Below are 19,850 nucleotides of genomic sequence, written 5' to 3' on the forward strand. Positions count from 1 at the left end.
ACTTCACCCGCACGTTCGAGTCCACCGGCACGCTCAGGTTCACCGGCACGCTCAGGGAGGCGTTGCGATGACCGGGTTGACCCTCGCCCAGGAACGGCTGTGGATCCTCCACCGCCTCGACCCCGACGACGCCTCCTACAACCTGCCGTTGATGTTGCGGGTGCGGGGCGCGCTGAACACCGAGGCGCTCGAGCGCGCGCTCGAGGTCGTCCTCGACCGGCACGAGATGTTGCGCTGCCGATTCGCCGAGCGCGGCGGCACGCCGGTGCGTTTGCCGGCAAGCCCGGCCCAGGTCGAACTCGTCGACTGCGCGGACGTCGAAGAGGCCCGGGCGTTCACGGGGGCGATGGCGGGCCGGCCCTTCGACCTCGAACGCGGGCCGATGATCCGCGTGGCCCTGCTCACGCTCGCCCCCGAGGACCACGTCCTGGCCGTCGTCGTGCACCACATCGTGGCGGACGGCTGGTCGCTCCAGGTGCTGAGACGGGACATCTCGGACGTGTACGCCGCGTTCGACGCGGGCAAGCCGTCGCCGCTCGCGCCGCTGCCGATGAGCTACGACGACCACGTGAGCCGGCGGCGGGAGAACGCGGGCGACGAGGCCGGGGCGGCCTACTGGGTCTCGGCGCTGGCCGGATCCCAGCCGCTGGAACTGCCCGCCGACCGCCCCCGGCCGCCGGTGCGCTCGGGCCGGGGCGACCACATCGACTTCGAGGTGCCCGGCGACCTGCTCGACCGGCTCGAGCGCGTCGCCCGCGCGGAACGCTGCACGCTCTTCATGGTGCTGCTGACGGCCTTCCAGGTGATCCTCGCCCGGCACAGCGGCCGGCAGGACATCTGCGTCGGGACCCCGACAGGCGGCAGGGACCTCGTCGAGGCGGAGCCCATGGTCGGGTACTTCGCGCAGATGCTGGTCCTGCGCGGCGATCTCAGCGGCGACCCGTCCTTCCGCGACCTTTTGCGGGCGACGCGCCGCCGCGTCCTCGGGGCGCTCACCCACGCCGACGTCCCGCTGGAACGGATCCTCACCGAGCTTCAGGTCGAACGCGACCCGAGCAGGACGCCGCTGTTCCAGGCGCTGTTCAACTTCCTGCGCGAGGAGCACGAGGGACCGGGGCTCGGCGACGCCCGCATCGAGCCCTTCGACCATCCCTTCGCGCAGTCCAGGACCGACATCTCGCTGGACATCGTGCAGAAGCCCTCGGGCACCTCCGCCATGCTCACCTTCGACGACGCGCTCTTCTCACGGGCGGGCGTCGAACGGATGCGCAGGCACCTGCTCACGCTGCTCGCCGACATCGCCGCCCGTCCCGGTGCCCGGATCGGCGAGCTGGAGCTGATCGACGACGATGAACGGGCCGACCTGCTCGACCGGTGGAACGACACCGCGGTCCCGTCCGCACCCGTGCCGGTGCTCGAGCGGTTCGGCACGCAGGTCGCCCGCACGCCCCACGCGGTCGCGGTCGCCTGCGAGGGCGTCGAGCTCACCTACGCCGAACTCGACGCGCGCTCCCGCCGGATCGCCGCCCTTCTCGCCGGGTCAGGACTCCGCGGCGGGCTGGTGGCCGTCTGCCTGCGCCGCTCCGCCGACATGATCGCGGCGCTGTTCGCCGCCTGGCGGGCGGGTGCGGCCTACCTGCCGATCGACCCCGAGCATCCGCGCAACCGGATCGCTCTCGTCCTGGACGACTCGCGGGCCGGCCGCGTGCTCACCGATCGCGAGCTCGCCGGCCTGTTCCCCGAAGACCGGGTGCTGCTCGTCGAGGACGCCGACGCCGGGCATGCCGCCGACCTCGACGCGGACGCGCCGGAACCGGCCGACATGGAGCGGGCCGCCTACGTGCTCTACACGTCGGGCTCGACCGGGCGCCCCAAGGGAGTGGCGGTGCCGCACCGGGCTCTGGCGCGCTTCCTGGACGCGATGGCCGGGATCCTCGGCGAGCAGGAGGACCGCACGTGGCTCGCGCTCACGTCGCTCTCCTTCGACATCTCCGCCCTGGAGATCTTCCTGCCGCTGACGCGCGGCGGACGGGTGGAGATCGCCCCAGACCACCTGCTGCGTGACGGGCCCGCGCTGACCCGGCTGATCGACGCGACGGGCGTCACGAACGTCCAGGCGACGCCGTCCGGGTGGCGCATGCTCGCCGAGGCGGGGCTGCGCGACACCCGGCTGGACGCGCTCGTCGGCGGCGAGGCGCTGCCCCTCCCGCTCGCCGCCGACCTGCGCGCGCGGGTGCGCAGGCTCGTCAACATGTACGGCCCGACCGAGACCACGATCTGGTCGTCGTTCTGGGAGGTGCCGGAGCACCCTGAGGAGGTCACGATCGGCGGCCCGATCGCGGGCACCCGGCTGCACGTCCTGGACGACCGGGGCGCGCCGGCGCCCGTCGGCGTGCCCGGCGAGCTGTGCATCGCGGGCGACGGAGTGGCCCTCGGCTACCTCGGCCGTCCGTCGCTCACCGCCGAACGGTTCGTGCCCGACCCGTACGGGCCGCCCGGCTCTCGCCTCTATCGCACGGGCGACAGGGTCAGGCGGCTGCCCGACGGCCGGGTCGTCTTCCTCGGGCGCGACGACGGCCAGGTGAAGCTGCGCGGCCACCGGGTGGAACTGGGGGAGATCGAGTCGGTCCTCGAGGCGCATCCGGGCGTCCGCGCCGCCGCCGTCGTCGTCAGGAACGACGCGCTGGTGGCCTTCGTGGTGGGCGACGCCCCCGACCTGGCGGCCCACGCCGCGGCGGCGCTGCCGCCGTACATGGTCCCGGCGGTGGTCGTGGAGATGGACGCCCTGCCGCTCACGCCGAACGGCAAGGTGGACCGGCTCGCCCTGCCGTCGTCGGTCGCGGTCCGCCCTACGGTCGCACCCGTGCGGACCCCGCCCCGCACGTGGGCGGAGCGGCGGGTCGCCGCCGTCTTCGCCGAGGTGCTGGGGGTCGAGGAGGTCGGCGCGGAGGACGACTTCTTCGCGCTCGGCGGCCATTCGCTGCTGGCCGCCAAGGTCGTCGCCCGGATGGACGCCGTGCCGATCCGCGAGCTGTTCGACCACCCCACCGTCGCGGGATTCGCCGCCCGTCTCGCCGAGGGCGCGGGCCGGGCGCCGCTCCACCGCAGGCCGGACGGCGCGGCGGTGCCGCTGTCGCGCGCGCAGGAACGCCTTTGGTTCCTGCAACGGCTGGACCCGCATGACGCGTCCTACAACATGTACAACGTCTGGCGGCTGCGCGGTCCCCTCGACACCGGAGCCTTCGAGGTCGCGCTGCGTGACCTGACGGCCAGGCACGAGACGCTCCGGACCCGCTATCCCGAAGCGGACGGAACGCCGGTCACCGACGTCCTGCCCGAGGCGGGACCCGACGTCGAACACCTCGACGTCGCCTCCGCGGACGAGGCCCGGCGGCTCGTGGCCGAGCGCACCAACGCGTCCTTCGACCTGGCCGCCGCGCCGCCCTTCCGGGTGAGCCTGCTGAGGCTCGCCGAGGACGACCACGTGGTGTGCCTGGTCCTCCACCACATCGCGGGAGACGGCTGGTCGCTGAACATCCTCAGAGAGGAGCTGGAACTCCTCTACGCGGCCCGGCGTGACGGCGTCGCCGCGTCCCTCGACGAGCCCCGGATCCAGTACGGCGACGTCGTCTACGGCCTCTCCGGCCAGGACTACGACGCGGACCTCGACTACTGGCGCGAACGGCTGGCCGATCCGCCGACGCTCGAACTTCCGGCCGACCGTCCGCGGCCGGCCGTTCCCGCCCACCGGGGCGCCTTCCACGGCACGCGCCTGGCCGCCGAGCCGGTCGCCGCCCTGGAGCGGGTGGCCGGCGAGCACCGCGCGACGTTGTTCATGGTCCTGCTCGCGGCCTACCAGGTCCTGCTCGCCGGTCACACCGGCAAGCGCGATCTGCTGGTCGGGTCCACCTTCGCCGGCCGGGACAGGGTCGAGCTGGAACGGCTGGTCGGCTACTTCGCCAACACGCTCGTGCTGCGCGGCGACCTGTCGGGGGACCCCTCCTTCGACGATCTCCTCACCCGCACCCGCGACACCGTGCTGGAGGCGATGGCCCACCAGCGCCTGCCGTTCGAGGAGCTCGCGGCCGAGCCCGGCGGGGCACGCGGCCCGCACCTGGACGCGATGTTCCGGACCATGCTCATCCTGCACAGTCAGGACGAGACCGAGACGACCGGGGCCTTCGCCGATCTGGACCTGGAGTTCTTCGACTCCGGCTACCGGCAGGCCAAGTTCGACCTCATGCTGGAGACCTGGCGCGACGGTGAGGGGCTGATCCTCTCGTTCTGCTATGACAGCGATCTCTTCGACCCCGAGACGATCTCCCGGCTGGCCGAACGGTTCACCCTCCTGTGCGAGGCCGTCGCCGCCGACCACCGCCGTCCCCTCTCCCGTCTGCCGCTGCTGACCCCGGCCGACGAGGCGCTGCTGGCCGGGTTCGAGGCCCAGGGGACCGGCGTCACCGAGGGCCCGACGGTTCCCGACCTGATCAGGGCGGCGACGCTGGCGACGCCCGACGCGGTGGCGTTGAGCTGCGGCGACGAGGCGGTGACCTACGCGACGCTCGACCGACGGGTCGACGCGCTCGCCGCCCGCCTGCGCGCCGAGGGCGTGGGCCCGGAGAGCGTCGTCGGGGTGTGCCTCGACCGTTCCTCCGACGCCGTCGTGAGCCTGCTCGCCGTCTGGCGGGCGGGCGGCGCGTACCTGCCGCTCGACCCCGGTCTCCCCGCGGGGCGGATCGACTGGATGCTGGCCGACAGCGGCGCCGTGCTCGTGATCACCCGGCATGAGGGGCTCTCGGGCGAGATCCCGGTGCTCGCACCCGGCGCGGCCGAGGACGGCCCGGCGGACGGCGTGAGCCCGGCGGACGGCGTGAGCCCGGCGCCCGCCGACGCCGCCTACGTGATCTACACGTCGGGCTCGACGGGACTGCCCAAGGGCGTCGTGGTGGAGCACGCCGCCCTCGCCGCGCGGGTGGAGTGGATGCGGGCGGACTACGGGCTCGGCCCCGGCGACCGCGTCGTCCAGTTCGCCTCGCTCGGCTTCGACACCCACGCCGAGGAGATCCATCCCGCGCTCGCGTCCGGGGCGACGGTGGAGCTCCTCCCCGACGGCGCGCTCAGCCTGCCCGAACTGCTCGCGGGACCCCGGGGGCGCGAGGTGACGGTGCTCGACCTGCCGACGGCGTACTGGCACCGGCTGGTTGACCAGATCGACGATCTGGCCTGGCCGGACCGCCTGCGACTGGTGATCCTCGGCGGGGAGCAGGTCCACGCCTCGGCGGTGGCGCGATGGCGGGAGCGCTTCGGCGACCGGGTGCGGCTCGTCAACACCTACGGGCCGACCGAGGCCACGATCATCGCGACCGCGGCCGATCTCGGGGCCGAGGACGCGGCGCCGGCCGGCGGACGCCCGCCGATCGGCGTGCCGATCGCCGGAGCCCGCGCGGCCGTCGTGGACGAGCACGGACGGCGGGTGCCGCCCGGCGCATCCGGGGAGCTGCTGCTCGGCGGAGCGGGACTCGCCCGCGGCTATCTCCGCCGGCCCGAGCTGACCACCGAGAAGTTCGTGTCCGGCCCTGACGGCGGGCGCTGCTACCGCACCGGTGATCTGGTCCGCTGGCGCGACGACGGTCGGCTGGAGTTCGTCGGCCGGGCCGACGACCAGTTGAAGGTGCGCGGTTTCCGCATCGAACCCGGTGAGATCGAAGCCCGCCTGGCCGCCCTTCCTGACGCCGGTGAGGCGGCCGTGGCCGCGCACGACGGCGCCCTCGTCGCGTACGTCACCGGGTCCGCCGACCCGGCCGCGCTCCAGCGGCACCTGGCCGAGACGCTCCCGGCGTACATGGTGCCGGACGTCTGGGTGCGGCTCGACGAGTTGCCCATGACCCCGAACGGCAAGGTCGACCGGAGGGCGCTGGCACCGCCCGACGCGCCGGCGGAGCGGCCGTTCGTCGCGCCGGAGACCGACGCCGAGTGTCTGGTCGCCGAGGTCTGGGAGGAGGTCCTGCGCGTCGACCGGGTCGGCGTGCACGACGACTTCTTCGCGCTCGGCGGCCATTCGCTGCTCGCCGTCCAGGTCGCGGCCCGCCTTCGCGCAGCCGCCGAGGTGGACGTCCCCATCCGCGAGCTCTTCGCCCACCGCACGGTGGCCGCCCTGGCCGTGCTGGTCGAGGAGCTCGTCATGCGAGAGCTGTCCGAGCTAAGCGACGACGAGGTCGCCCGGCTCCTGGAGACGGAGGCCTGATGACTGTCGAGGATTCCCGCAGGGCCCTCGCGGCGCGACGACTGCGCCGCAGGGCGGCCACGCTGACCGTACCGCCGCGCCCGCCCGAGGAGGAGCCGCCGCTGTCGTTCGCGCAGGAACGGCTGTGGTTCATGGAGCAGTACACCCCGGGCAGCCGCGCCTACGTCATCCCGGTCGCCCGGCGGTTCCGCCGCGAGCTCGACGCCGAGCGCCTGGCGGACGCGCTGCGCCAGGTCGTCGAGCGGCACGAGACGCTGCGGACGCGCTTCCCCGCGACCGCCGACGGCGCTCCCGCCCTCGAGGTCGTCCCGCGCGGGAGCGCCGATCTCACCGCGGATCTCGCCGTCGAGCTCGCCGTGGCCGAGGCCGCCGACGAGGAGGCCGCCCGCGCGCTGGTGGACGAGCTCCAGTCGCGCCCGTTCGACCTGGCCGCCGGCCCGCCGATCCGCGCCCTTCTCGTACGGCTCGCGCCCGACGACCACGTCCTCGGGCTCGCCGTCCACCACATCGCGGCGGACGGCTGGTCGGTCAACATCCTCCTCGGCGAGCTCATGGCGCTGTACGAAGGCCGGCCCGTGCCCGACCTGAAGGTCCAGTACGGCGACTACGCCCTGTGGCAGCGGGGCCTGCCGGCGACCGGCCTCGACCACTGGCGCGAACGGCTGGCCGGCGTGGAGGCGCTCGCGCTGCCCACCGACCGGCCGCGACCTCCTGAGGTGACGTACGGCGGCGCGAGCCATCCGGTGCGCATCGACGCCGACCTGGCGCGGAGGCTGCGGAGCCTCGGCGAGGACCACGGCGCCTCCCTCTACATGGTGTTGCTGGCCGGTTTCTCCGCGCTGCTCGGGCGGTACGCCGGCCAGGACGACGTGGCCGTCGGGTCCCCCGTCGCGGGCCGGCCGGCCGCCGAGCTGGAGACCCTCGTCGGCTGCTTCGTGAACATGCTGGTGATGCGGTCGGACCTGTCCGGCGACCCGTCGTTCGCCGAGCTCCTGCTCCGCGTGCGGGAGACCGCGCTCGACGCGTTCACCCACCAGGACGTGCCCTTCGAGCAGCTCGTCTCGGCGCTGAACGTGACGAGGGACGTGTCGAGGTCGCCCCTCTTCCAGGTCATCCTCGCCGTGCAGAACTACGAGGCGGGCGACGGGGCCGCGGAGGGCTTCGACCTCAAATCGTGGGCGACGCGCTTCGACCTGGAGCTCTACTTCTCGGACGACGGCGCCGAGCTGTTCGGATCCGTCATCTACAACACCGACCTGTTCGACGCGGCCACGATCGACCGGCTCTGCAGGCACCTCACGACGTTGCTGCGAGCCGCGGTCGACGATCCGGGGAGGCCGCTGTCCGCCCTGGAGCTCCTCGACGCAGGCGAGCGGACCGCGCTCGACGCGTGGAACGACACCGGTGTGGACCTCGGGGAGCCCGCGACGCTGCTCGACCTGGTCGAGGCCCAGGTGGCCCGCACTCCCGGCGCGCCCGCCGTGACGTTCGAGGGCGTCACGCTGTCGTACGCCGAGATCGACGAGCGAGCTGAGCACGTCGCGGCGACCCTCCGGGCCCACGGCGTCGTCCCCGGCTCGCGGGTCGGCGTGTGCGCCGAGCGGTCGCCCGAGCTCGTCGCGGCCCTGCTGGGGGTGCTGAAGGCCGGAGCGGCATACGTTCCCCTCGACCCCGAATATCCGGCCGACCGGCTGGCCTTCATGGCGGCCGACGGTGCCCTTTCCGCCGTACTGACCTTCGGCGAGTCCGAGGGTCTCGACGCCCTCGAGGGCGCCCTGACCGGCTGCCCGCTGCTGCCCCTGGACGACGCCGGCGAAAGCCCCCCAGGGGAGTCCGCGTGGCGGGCGGGCCCGCTCGACGCCGCGTACGTGATCTACACCTCCGGGTCGACCGGCAAGCCGAAGGGAGTGCCGAACACGCACCGGGGCATCGTCAACCGGCTGCGGTGGATGCAGGACAGGTTCGGCCTGACGCCCGGCGACGTGGTGCTGCAGAAGACGCCGGCGGGCTTCGACGTGTCCGTGTGGGAGTTCTTCTGGCCCCTGATGACGGGCGCGCGGCTCGTCCTCGCCCGGCCAGGCGGGCACAAGGACGCGGCCTACCTGCGCGACCTGATCGTCGCCGAGGGCGTCACGACGGTGCACTTCGTGCCGTCGATGCTGGCGATGTTCCTGGCCGAGGAGGGCGTCGCCGCGTGCCGCACGCTCGAGCGGATCGTCTGCTCCGGTGAGGAACTGCCCGCCGACCTCGCCCGCCGCTGCGTCGAGACGCTACCCGCCGAACTGCACAACCTGTACGGCCCCACCGAGGCCGCCGTCGACGTCTCGGCCTGGCACTGCACGCCGGAGGCGCTGCATGGTCTCGCCAGGGTGCCGATCGGCGCGCCGGTCGCCAACACCACGCTGCACGTCCTCGGGCCGGGCATGCGGCGGGTCCCCGTCGGGATGCCGGGCGAGCTGCACATCGGCGGCGCGCAGGTGTCGCTCGGCTACCTCGGCAGGCCCGGCCTGACCGCGGAGCGGTTCGTGCCCGACCCCTTCGGCGAGCCGGGATCCCGGCTGTACCGCACGGGCGACCAGGCCCGCTGGCGTCCGGACGGCACGCTGGAGTTCCTCGGCCGGCTGGACACCCAGGTGAAGCTGCGCGGCCTGCGGATCGAGCTCGGCGAGATCGAGGCGGTGCTGCGCGAGCAGCCGGGTGTGGCCGACGCCGCCGTCATCGTGCGCGAGGACCGGCCGGGAGACCAGCGGCTGGTCGCCTACGTCGTCGGCTCGACCCCGGACCGGGCCGTGCTGAAGCGGGTGCTGCCCGACTACATGGTCCCCACCGCGTTCGTCGAGCTCGACGTGCTGCCGCTGTCGCCCAACGGCAAGCTCGACAGGGGCGCGCTGCCCGCGCCCGCGCGGCCGGGGCCCACGTCCTCCGGTCCCCCGACCACCCCCACCGAACTGGCGGTGGCGGCGATCTGGACGGAGATCCTGGACCTCGACCAGGTCGGCGCCGACGACGACTTCTTCGACCTCGGCGGCCACTCCCTGCTCGCCACCCAGCTCGTCACGCGGCTGCGCCGTACGGCCGGCGTCACGGGCGGCGCCGGGGTGAGCGTCATGGACGTCTTCAAGAACCCCACGGTCCGCGAACTGGCGGCGCTCATCGACACGCCCGCCGACCAGCGGGCGCCCCGCGGGCTGCTGCACGAGCTCACGCCCCGCCGTGCGGCCGAGCTGAGCTTCGTCTGCGTGCCGTACGGCGGCGGCAGCGCGGTGGTGTACCAGCCGCTGGCCGACGCGCTCCCGGACCGCTACTCGCTCTGGGCGGTCGCGATCCCCGGCCACGACGTCGGGCTCGACGAGGAGCATCTGCCCTTCGAGGAACTGGCCGCTCGCTGCGTGGCCGAGATCCAGGAGAAGGTGCGCGGCCCGATCGCCCTGTACGGCCACTGCGGCGTGGGGTCGGCGCTGATCATCGACATCGCCCGGCGGCTGGAGCAGGCCGGGCGGGAGGTCGAGATCGTCTACATCGGGGCGATGTTCCCGTTCGCCCGTCCCAAGGGACGCGTCGCCACCACCCTGTCCAAGATCGCCAGGATGGAGGCGCTGCGCGGAGACCGCGGCTATGCAAACTGGCTCACCGGTCTGGGCGTGGACCTGAGCGACCTGGATCCCGCGCAGGCCCGCTCAATCATCCAGAACATGCGCGAGGACTCCACCGCGGCCGAGGACTACTACACGCGCCTGTTCGACGAGGGCACCGACCGCCTGCGCGCCCCGATCGTCACGATCGCGGGCGGCAAGGACCCGACGACCGACTACTACCAGGAGCGCTACCGCGAGTGGCACTTCCTGACCGACACCTCCGCGGTGGTGGTGCTCGAGGAGGCCGGCCACTTTTTCCTGAAGTACCGGGCGGCGGAGCTCGCCGAGATCGTCACGCTGCCGCTGCTCACCGAGCAGCCGCCCGCGCGCGACACCTGGCACCTGCACGAGGTGTCGCGCGGCGACATGACAGAGGGGACCGTCTCCCACGGCCGCTCCACGGGGCCCGAGCCCAGCATGCGCAGGTTCGCCGCCGTGGCCACCGGGCAGCTCGTGTCGATCACCGGTTCGGCTCTCACCGAGTTCGCCATCCCCATCTGGATCTATCTGACCACCGGCTCGGTCGCGCGCTTCGCGCTGTTCACCGTCCTGGGGCTGGTCCCCGGCCTGGTGGTGGCGCCGCTCGCCGGAGCGATCGTCGACCGGTACGACCGGCGGAAGGTGATGCTCGGAGGCGACATCGGGGCAGGCGGGGTGCAACTCCTGGTCGGGCTGCTCGCCTGGACCGGCAACCTGCAGGTCTGGCATCTCTATCCGTCGATCGTGTTCCTGTCGCTCGCGCTCACGTTCCAGCGGCTGGCCTACGGCTCGGCCATCCCGCAGCTGGTCCCGAAGCGCTACCTCGGGCACGCCACGGGCATCGGCCAGCTCGGCGGAGGGCTCGCCCAGCTCCTCACCCCCCTGCTCGCGGTCGGCCTGCTGTCGGCCGTCGGCCTGGGCGGGATCCTCGTGCTCGACGTCGCCAGCTACGTGATCGCCATCACGCTCGTCGTGTTCGTGCGGTTCCCCACCTCGATGGCCTGGCGGCGCAAGGAGTCGCTCACCGCCGAGATCGCGAACGGCTTCCGCTACGTCTGGGGCAACCGGGACTTCCGCAAGATGTTGGCGTTCTTCGCGGTCCTCAACCTCCCGCTGTCTCCCCTGTTCCTGATGATCTCGCCGCTGGTCCTCTCCTTCGCCACGCTCGGCGAGGTCGGCAAGGTCTCCTTCCTGTCCGGGCTCGGAGTCACGCTCGGCGGTCTGGCGATGTCGATGTGGGGCGGGCCCCGTCATCTCCGCATGCGGGGCGTCCTGCTGTCGACGCTCGTCCTGGCCGTCTTCTGCTTCGTCACGGGCCTGCGCGCGGAGTTGTGGGTGGTCGCCGTCGGCGCCTTCGGCATGGCGCTGTGGCTCACGTTGCTCAACGGCATCTACACCACGATCGTGCAGGTCAAGGTGCCGCAGCGGTTGCACGGCCGGGTCTTCGCCCTGAACACGATGATCGCGTGGTCCACCCTGCCCGTCGGCTTCGGTCTCATCGCGCCGTACGGCACGGCCCTGTTCGAGCCGCTGCTCGCGCCGGGAGGCGCGCTCGCGCCCACGGTCGGCGCGGTCATCGGCACGGGCGAGGGACGCGGGATCGGGTTCATGTATCTGCTGTTCGCCCTGCTCATGGCGGTGATCGCGCTGGTGGCGCTGCGCTGGCTGGCCGGATTCGACGACCGGGTCCCCGACGCGGTCGCCGACGACCTCATCGGCCTGGAAAGCGTCAGCGCGGCCAATGCGAACGCGACCGCGGAGACGGCCGCTCGCGGAGGCGCCTCCCGCCCGGTTTCCCGCCCCTCCGACGCGTCACTCGTGAGCGTCCGATCCCGAGGAGAGAGATGAACCATCGCGTCGTCGTCAATCTCGACGGCCAGTACTCGATCTGGCCGTCGGAGTCGGACCTGCCCGCCGGATGGGCCGCCGAGGGACCCGCCGGTTCGCGGCAGGAGTGCCTGGAGCGCATCGACGGGATCTGGACCGACATGCGTCCCTACAGGAGCACGCTGCGCGAGTGGTTGGCGACCGCTCTGGAGAAGGCGTCCGACGGGCGGCTGACGGCCGCCGAGGTGCTGGGAGCGGACACGTCGTTCGTCGCGATGGGCGTCACGTCGCTCACCATGGTGCGCCTGATCGACGCGATCGAGACGGAGCTGGACGTCATCGTCGACATGGAGCAGCCGGCCGTCCTGGAGGACCTCGCCTCCCTGGCCGGCCACCTCGCCGAGCAGCGGCTGTCGTCCGGGACTGGTGACACCGGATTCGCTGCCGAGTCCTGATCGGCGGTCGGCGGCGCGGCTCCCCGGCGACGCCTCGGTACTGGAACGTTCCGGCTAGAACGTGATCGAATGGCACAGCACGACCGAGCCACCCATACCTTCGCGATAATGTGCCGCAATGACATATTTTTTCCTCTTATGTCTGGTCTTTGCCCCTTTTGTATTTCTCTTGCTGGCCTTTCGGCTGTCCTGGCGTGCCGTCCGCGCCCTCAAACGGCGGAGGTTGCCGGGACCGACGCATGACTCGTCGCTGAAAGCCGCCATCGAGGTGGCAGCGATGTCGGTGATAGGCGCCGGCCTGTGCTGGACGGCGGGCGTGGGATCCGGTTTCTACCTTCTCGACCCCAGCGAGATCTGCGACGTCTCCCGGCTCTCGGTCCCGTTGACGGGTCCGGACGTCGTCAACATCGAGCAGCACCTTTCCCTCCCCGTACGGCAGACCTGCGTGTGGGCCGGCGGCGCCCGCTACGACCTCGTGCCCTCGTGGGTGAATCCGATGATCGTCGTGTTCCTCGCCGCGCTGGCCCTCAGCCTGGTGGTGTGCGTGGCCGGGCTCGTAACGCACCGGCGGCGCCGGCGGGCCGTACCGAACTGAGAGAAAAGCAGGGCCGCCTGGCGGGTCAGCCAGTGAGGTCGCGCTGGAGCAGCAGGGTGTCGATCCAGCGGCCGTGCTTGTGGCCGACCTGCTTCAACCGCCCCACGTCGCTGAATCCGAAGGCGCGGTGCAGCCCCGCCGACGTGGGATCGCCGGTGTCCGCGATGACCGCGATCATCTGGCGTACGTCCGTCTTCTCGCATTCCGCGAGCAGTGCGCCGAGCAGCGCACGCCCCAGACCCCGGCCGGTCCAACCGGGGGCGAGGTAGATGCTGTCCTCGACCGTGTGCCGATAGGCCGGCTTCGGCCGCCAGGGCCCGGCGTAGGCGTACCCGACGACCTGCCCCTCCACCTCGCCGACCAGGAACGGCAGCCGCCGCTCCGTCAGGTCGTCGAGCCGTCCGCGCCAGTCGCCGGGCGTCGGCGGGGTCTCCTCGAAGGTGGCGACGCTGTCCGCGACGTAATGCGCGAATATCTCGGCGACGGCGTCGAGATCGCCGTCGCGGGCCGGACGGATGAGCGCCTGCGAAGGGGACGCCGGCCTGTCACCTTCCACGCTGTCACCTTCCACGCCGCCGGCCTTTCACGAGCGGGGAACCTCTCACTCCGCGACCCGGATGCCGAGGGTCTCGGCGAGCATCGGCGCCATCTCGATCAGCTGGCCGCCGCTGATCGTCGCGCCGGCCAGCGCGTCGTACCCGTCCTTCATCCCGAGGCCGGCCGCCTGGGTGAAGTCGACCTTGCTCATCCGCGCCTTGTCGAACCGTGTGCCCTCGAGCAGCGAGCCGGGGAAGGTCACCTCGGCGAGCGTCGCGCCCGCGAAGTCGACCTCGACCATCCGGCAGTTCACGAACGACACCTCCCGCAGCGTCGCGCCGCGGAAGTTGACCGAGTCGAGCTTGCAGTCGTGGAACACCACGCGGGTCAGCTCGGCCCCGAAGAGCTGGATTCCCGCGAGCGCGCTCGCGATCACCTCGGCGTCCAGCCAGGTGGTCTCGCCGAGGTCGGCGCCCACCCATCTCACGCTGTGCATCCAGACGTCGCTGAGCCGCGCACGGCGGTAGCGGCCACCCGTGAAGACCGCTCCGGAGAACGCGCACTCGATGAACCGGGCGTGACCGGCCTCGGGTTCGTCGAAGACGTTCCCGTCGAACAGGGCGGTGTCGTAGTCACCGGAGGAGACCAGGCCCCCCGTGTGCGGTTCGAGATGCGGCGCGAACGGCAGGTCGGCTCGTTCCCGTGGTCGTGACATGACCCACCTCCGTACGGTCGACGAGGACGTGGACCGAGCGTAGTGATCGGCCAAGCCGGAGGCGAACGCGGGCTCACCCCCGCCGGGTCACTGGGCGGCCTGGACGTTCTCCACGATGGCCTTGGTCATCTTCACGCCCGCCGCGCCCTTGTCCTTGCCGCTGGAGCTGTACAGCGTGGTCACCACGGCGTTGCCCACCCGCGCGGCGACGAGCGTGGTGCCGCCCTGCCAGGCCGGGGAGGTCTGGACCGCCTTGATGGCCTCGTCGCCGACACCCGGGACGGCGGACCTCACGAGCTTCACCTGCGCCGTCGTCCCGTCGGACTTGTCGATGAAGGAGGCGCACTGGCCGAAGGCCTTCTTGAGCGCCGCCATCACCTTCTCGGCGTTGTCACCCTGGAAGGTGTCGATCTCCTGCGCGAACTGGCCGGCCCGGCCGGGGCCCAGGTAGTCGTTCTGCGCGAAGGCGGCGCCGTCGATGCCCGCGGCCCGGATCCACGCGGTCTGCAGGAGGATCCCGCACAGCTTGTCCCGCGGCACGGTGCTGGTCGAGCCCTCCGCGAGGACATCGCCGGAGTCACGCGTACCGTCAGCGTTGATCTTGAAGCCCTTCGGCATCGCGTCGGCGGACAGGAGCATGGCGTTCAGCTCGCCGCCCGTCAGGACTTTCGGGTCCTGGGCCGCGGCGGCCGGGGTCTTGACCGGGTTCTCGCTGCCGGCGGTGCCCCCGCAACCGCCGGTGGCGAGAACGACCAGGCCTGCGGCGGCCAGGATCGCGCCCATCCTGAGGGGGGTGTCGGCGAAGGTCTTCATTTTCGGATTCTCCAGACATGCGACCGCCGTTGATGAGATCAACTAGGCGCCGGATTCGTTGCTATGGTTGCCCAGCCAAGCAGATGTGCATTCGATTTACAACTCTCCTGATTGTTCCTTCAATGTGCACTTCCGGGTAAGCTTCCCGGCATCCGGGGCAATCCGGATGCAGCGGGATGCGGCGGGCGTCGGAGCGGAGAGGGGCCGAGCGTGCAGGACGAGGCGACGGTGAGCGCTACGGACATCGCCCGGCTCGCGGGAGTCGGCCGGGCGGCGGTGAGCAACTGGCGTCGCAGGCACCCCGACTTCCCGCAGCCCGTGGGCGGCACCCCCATCAGTCCTGTGTTCGCCCTGCCCGAAGTCGAGACCTGGCTTCGCGACCAGGGCAAGCTCCGCGAGCTTCCGGTCGAGGAGTGGGCCTGGCAGCAACTGCGCGCGGAGGCCGGCGACGATCTGCAACTGGGCGGAGTGCTCGCCGGAGCGGGAGACGCCCTGGTGCGGGAGCACGCCGGCGAGACCCCTCCGAGTCCGTCCACGGTGACGACGGCCAGGAGCGGTGCGGCCGAGGCGTTGGCCGATCTGGCGGCCGAGTGGGGGGGCTCACCGGCGTTCGAGTTCCTTCTCGGCCGCTACTGGGAGGCCCAGGGGCGCCGCGCCTCCGCCACTCCCCCGGAGGTCGCCGCGGTGATGGCCGCGCTCGCGGGCGACGCCGAGACCGTCCTCGATCCCGCCTGCGGGACCGGCGAACTGCTCACGGCCGCCGTAGAACACGGCTCCGCGCGACGGCTGCTCGGGCAGGACGCCGACGCGGAGACGGCGGCGCTGGCCACCGTACGGCTGGCCCTGCGGCGCGACGACGCGGACATCAAGACAGGGGACTCACTGCGCTCCGACGCCTTCCCCGCCGTGCGGGCCGACGCGGTGTTGTGTGATCCGCCCTTCCACGTGCGGACCTGGGGACACGAGCAGTTGACCGCGGATCCGCGCTGGGAGTACGGACTGCCTCCCCGGCTGGAACCCGAACTGGCCTGGGTCCAGCACGCGCTGGCTCACGTGGCTCCCGGCGGGCGCGCCGTGGTCCTGATGCCCGCGGTGGCGGCGGGCCGCAGATCGGGCCGCAGGATCCGGACCCAACTTCTGCGCTCGGGGGCGCTGCGCGCCGTCATCGCGCTGTCCGCGGTCCAGCACGTGTGGGTGCTGCAGCGCCCGGAGGGGAGAACGCCCACCACCCTCCTCATGATCGACGACGCTGATCGGGAGACCATCGTCTCCACCTGGGAGGCGTACCGGAACGACCCGGATCACGACAAGCCCGGGGTCAGCCGGGCCGTGCCGATCATCGACCTCCTCGACGAGGACGTGGACCTCACCCCGGCCCCCCACCTGTCGGTCACCGGATCTGAGCGGACGGCGGAGCGGTTCCTTGAGACCCACGAAAGGCTGACCGCGCTGCTGGAAAGGCTCGGCGGGCTGCTGCCGGCCGTACGCCCGTCGGCGGACCGGGAGGAGTCGCCGTCCGTGCTGATCGCCGAGCTCGCCCGGATCGGGCATCTCACGATCCATCAGGCGCCGTCGCGGAGGGACTCCGAAGAGAGCGGCGTCGACGGGCGGCCGTTACTCACCGTGGAGGACGTCATCGAGGGGCGGCCCGCGTCCGCCCGGATGACCCCCTCCGACGGGCGCTGGATCGCCACCCGGGCCGGTGACGTCGTCATCGCGGCGACCGCCCACCGTTTCGCCGCCCGGGTCGTGGAGGCCGACGGCGCCCTGCTCGGACCGCAACTGTCCTTGCTGCGGGTCGACCCGGAGCGGCTCGACCCGTACTTCCTCGCCGGCGTGCTGGGCAGTTCCGCCAACGCGCGCACGTCGACCGTGCAGACGACGGGGACCACCGGCCGGGTGGACATCCGGCGCGCGCGGACACCTCGGCTTCCGATCGAGGAGCAGCGCCGATACGGCATCGCCTTCCGCCGGATGGCGGAGTTCGAGTCCGCGCTGCGGGCCACGGTCTCCCTCGGAGAGGAGATGGCCCGGCTCCTGGCCGACGGGACGGCCGACGGAACCCTCGTCCCGGCGCCGGGCGAGGTCCCCGCCGCCTGGCCCGTGATCTAGCCGCCCGTAAGCGCGCAACCCGTCATCCAGGGGTCTCTGGCGGTCCTGGGCCGCGCGGTCCCGATCATATGGCCGGTTCACCTTCTCGCCGGCCGGCTCTCGACGGCGACGTGAACGAGGAGGGACGTCGCCGCGGATCGCGATACCGTCTGTGCAGGCTTCGGGCGATTCGCCCGTACGCGCGCCTCGGCGGCCGCGACCAAGCCGGGCTGGACGATGCCTCTGCGATGAGGAGACGGACGTGGGGCGCCACACGGTTCTGGCCGGACGCTACGAGCTGCTGAGCCCGCTCGGCCGCGGCGGCATGGGCCAGGTCTGGGAAGGTCAGGACCAGCGGCTCGGACGGCGGGTCGCGGTCAAGCTCCTCACCCGTGAGGTGCTGGCGGACCGCGCCGAGCCGAACGACCTGGTGCGCCGGTTCGCCCGCGAGGCCGCCGTCATGGCGGGTCTGCAACATCCCGGCGTGCCCGCCGTGTACGACGCGGGGACCTACGAGGGCGGGCTCTTCCTCGTCCTGGAGTTGGTCGACGGCTGCACGCTCGGCGACCTCATCGCGGAGCAGGGACCGCTCCCCGTCGCCTGGGCGGCCGGCATCGCGGCCCAGATGGCGGCGGTGCTGACCTCGGCGCACGAACGCGGGTTCGTGCACAGGGACGTGAAGCCGCAGAACGTCATGCTCACCCGGGACGGGACCGTCAAGGTCCTCGACTTCGGCGTGGCCGCCGTGCTCGACCAGGCCGGGATGTTACGGATCACGAGCACGGGAGAGACCATCGGCACTCTCGCGTACATGGCGCCCGAGCAGCTGCACAGCCGGGACGCGACCCCGCGCACGGACCTCTACGCCCTCGGCTGCGTGCTCTACGAGATGCTCGCGGGAGCGCCGATGTTCGAGGCGACCTCGCCGGGCGCCCTCATCCACAAGCATCTGTCGCAGATCCCCGCTCCCCTGCCCCGCGACGACGTGCCTCCCGAGCTGGAGAGGCTGGTGATGCAGCTGCTGGAGAAGGAGCCGGAGCAGCGGCCCGCGGACGCCGAGGAGACCTACGACCGGCTCCTGCCCTACGTGACGGGGCCGGGGCCGCTCGGCGACGTCGACCCGGTCGGGAACGGGCAGAGCGGCATGCACCTCTACTCCCGCGTCCTCGTCCGGCTCTCCGGTCCGGCGGGCGCGCCTCACGCCGGGAACGCGCACGGCGCGGCTCCTCCCGTCACAGGGGACGCCGGTTTCCGGTGGCCGGGGCCGGACGGAGTCCCTTCGGCTCCCCAGTACATCCGTGCCGAACGGATCACGCGCGAACCGTACGGCACGGGTGCCCGATGGCACGGGACCGAGCCGCCCGCCCCCCGCGGCGCCGGCTGGACGTTCACGCACAGCCTGTGGATCGTCCCGACCCTGCTGTTCGGCGTGGGCGCCTGGTTGTCGTTCGCGTACATCGCGGCCCGGCACCGGCGATCGTCCTGGCTGGTCGCCGCACTCGTCTATCTCGTGCTGCCGATCATCGCGTTCGCGCTCATCGGAACCGCGGGGGAGCCGAGGACCCCGTTCGAGAACGACCCCCTTCAGACGACGATCGGCATGGTGCTGATCCTCCTGGTGTGGCCGGCCGGGTTCATCCACGCCCTCTGGGTCAACGTGGCCGTCCGGTTGCCGCTGCGCGCCCGCATGGACGAGGACCTGCGACGGAGCCACCGGGACGGCTGACCAGGCGGCTCAGAACGTCTCCCTGTCGACCCGTGACGGCAGCCTGTACGGCACGAACGCCCCGCATGCACCCCCGTGACGCGGGGCGTTCGTTACGCCTGGGACCTACCCGCCGAGCCCGTCGGTCTCGACACGGCACACCCCGTACGGACCGTTCGACTTGGCCTCGCGGACCATCTTGCCGTCGACCTTGATCCGGCAGGTGATGGTGCCTTCAGCGTCGGCGTTCTGCACCCACAGCGACAGCATCGTCACGTCCTCGTCCGCGGAGACGGACTTCGTGTAAGGGAGAGGAACGCCGGCACCCTGCTTGATGTCGAACCCGACGTTGTAGGTGACATTCGTGGCGGTCTTCGCGCCGTTCTTGCCACTCGCCTCGAAGGTCACCTCGTGGGTACCGGAGGCGGGCTCTTCACCCACGAGCTGGGTCGCACCCGCCGTCGGCTGAGCCGCGGTCGAGCTGCCAACCCCGCCGATCCCCGCGACGACCCCGGCGAAAGCGAGGATCCAGTAGAGGATCCACAGCCCGGTCAGGATCCAGCCGAGGATTACGCCGGTCAGCGCCATTCCGTGGCCGTCGGTCCTGTCGCGGCGGATTTGGCCGAGGGCGACATGGCCGAATACGACCGCGAGGATCGAGGTGAATCCGCAGGTGATGAAACCGGTCAGGCCGAGGATGAGGCTGGCGATGGCCAGGCCGTTGTTCCGCCGGGGCGGCGGCTGCTGGACATAGACGGGCTGCTGATAGGGCTGGCCGTAAGGGGGCTGCTCGGTCATTCGGGTCTCCGAGAGGTGATGGCATCGCTAGTGATCAATGTGACGATTGGTGCGTTCCAAAGGTGTACGCGTTCAGAGGTCGGAGACCAGATCGTTAGGTGCGCATTTCGGCGTTCTTCGGCAGAGGAAAACGGCCGTCACGCAGTACTGGGTGGTCGACGGCAGACGAGAGATCAGGACAAGCGCAGTTTTCGCGCCGAGAGACCGGCCACAAGACCTGACACATGACCGGCGAGCACCAATGCGAAAAGGGCGGGACTCCGTGAGACCGGAGACCCGCCCTTTTCCATGCTGTCCACTCTCATCAGCGGCCATATCCGCTGGTCAAGATCGTGTGCCCCCTGCAGGATTCGAACTTGCGCTTCCGGCTCCGGAGAGGGGTTACTCCTTCCCTCTCCGTTCCAGCGAAGATCCCCGGCACCACCTCGTGCGACCGCGCCCCGTCGGCCCGCTCCA

Annotated in this window: 10 protein-coding genes; 6 read left to right on the plus strand and 4 right to left on the minus strand. The window is 71.8% G+C overall.

Translation table 11 applies throughout. The features are described 5' to 3' along the window. The first annotated feature begins 67 nt into the window (after window positions 1-67). The 4 genes from Pph01_RS18515 (at window position 68) to Pph01_RS18530 (ending at window position 12,735) form a co-directional block, all read left to right on the plus strand. Complete coding sequence (locus Pph01_RS18515; RefSeq protein WP_204074347.1) at window positions 68-6,244, plus strand: non-ribosomal peptide synthetase; 6,177 nt, start codon at window positions 68-70, stop codon at window positions 6,242-6,244. Then, window positions 6,244-11,706, plus strand: a complete 5,463-nt coding sequence (locus Pph01_RS18520) for a non-ribosomal peptide synthetase/MFS transporter (protein ID WP_204074348.1) — start codon at window positions 6,244-6,246, stop codon at window positions 11,704-11,706. The genes Pph01_RS18515 and Pph01_RS18520 overlap by 1 nt, the downstream gene beginning before the upstream one ends. After that, entirely contained in the window at window positions 11,703-12,140 is a 438-nt protein-coding gene (locus Pph01_RS43360) for an MbtH family NRPS accessory protein (protein ID WP_204074349.1), read from the plus strand. The genes Pph01_RS18520 and Pph01_RS43360 overlap by 4 nt, the downstream gene beginning before the upstream one ends. A gap of 277 nt (window positions 12,141-12,417) precedes the next feature. Continuing rightward, window positions 12,418-12,735: a hypothetical protein gene (locus Pph01_RS18530; protein WP_204074350.1), complete on the plus strand. Its 318-nt coding sequence runs from the start codon at window positions 12,418-12,420 to the stop codon at window positions 12,733-12,735. A 25-nt stretch (window positions 12,736-12,760) separates the two neighbouring features. On the opposite strand, the gene Pph01_RS18535 is transcribed toward Pph01_RS18530, so the two are convergent. The 3 genes from Pph01_RS18535 to Pph01_RS18545 all read right to left on the minus strand — a co-directional run bounded on the left by Pph01_RS18535 (window position 12,761) and on the right by Pph01_RS18545 (window position 14,800). Continuing rightward, window positions 12,761-13,291: a GNAT family N-acetyltransferase gene (locus Pph01_RS18535; protein ID WP_204074351.1), complete on the minus strand. Its 531-nt coding sequence runs from the start codon at window positions 13,289-13,291 to the stop codon at window positions 12,761-12,763. A gap of 45 nt (window positions 13,292-13,336) precedes the next feature. Then, window positions 13,337-13,987 (minus strand): pentapeptide repeat-containing protein, encoded by a 651-nt coding sequence (locus Pph01_RS18540; protein WP_204074352.1) that lies wholly within the window; start codon window positions 13,985-13,987, stop codon window positions 13,337-13,339. Window positions 13,988-14,074: 87 nt separating this feature from the next. Further along, window positions 14,075-14,800, minus strand: coding sequence for a hypothetical protein (locus tag Pph01_RS18545; RefSeq protein WP_204074353.1), 726 nt, complete (start codon window positions 14,798-14,800; stop codon window positions 14,075-14,077). Between the two features lie 228 nt (window positions 14,801-15,028). Here Pph01_RS18545 and Pph01_RS18550 point away from each other — a divergent pair, with 228 nt between their 5' ends. Together Pph01_RS18550 and Pph01_RS18555 are read left to right on the plus strand one after the other, a co-directional pair. Beyond that, the gene (locus Pph01_RS18550) at window positions 15,029-16,912 is read left to right on the plus strand and encodes an HsdM family class I SAM-dependent methyltransferase (RefSeq protein ID WP_239116821.1); all 1,884 of its coding nucleotides are present in this window, start codon (window positions 15,029-15,031) and stop codon (window positions 16,910-16,912) included. Between the two features lie 241 nt (window positions 16,913-17,153). Continuing rightward, complete coding sequence (locus tag Pph01_RS18555) at window positions 17,154-18,617, plus strand: serine/threonine-protein kinase (RefSeq protein ID WP_204074355.1); 1,464 nt, start codon at window positions 17,154-17,156, stop codon at window positions 18,615-18,617. A gap of 105 nt (window positions 18,618-18,722) precedes the next feature. Here Pph01_RS18555 and Pph01_RS18560 read toward each other — a convergent pair whose 3' ends face one another. Then, complete coding sequence (locus Pph01_RS18560) at window positions 18,723-19,394, minus strand: MmpS family transport accessory protein (RefSeq protein ID WP_204074356.1); 672 nt, start codon at window positions 19,392-19,394, stop codon at window positions 18,723-18,725. Window positions 19,395-19,850 lie beyond the last annotated feature (456 nt).

This window comes from Planotetraspora phitsanulokensis, assembly GCF_016863295.1.
Taxonomy (GTDB): domain Bacteria; phylum Actinomycetota; class Actinomycetes; order Streptosporangiales; family Streptosporangiaceae; genus Planotetraspora; species Planotetraspora phitsanulokensis.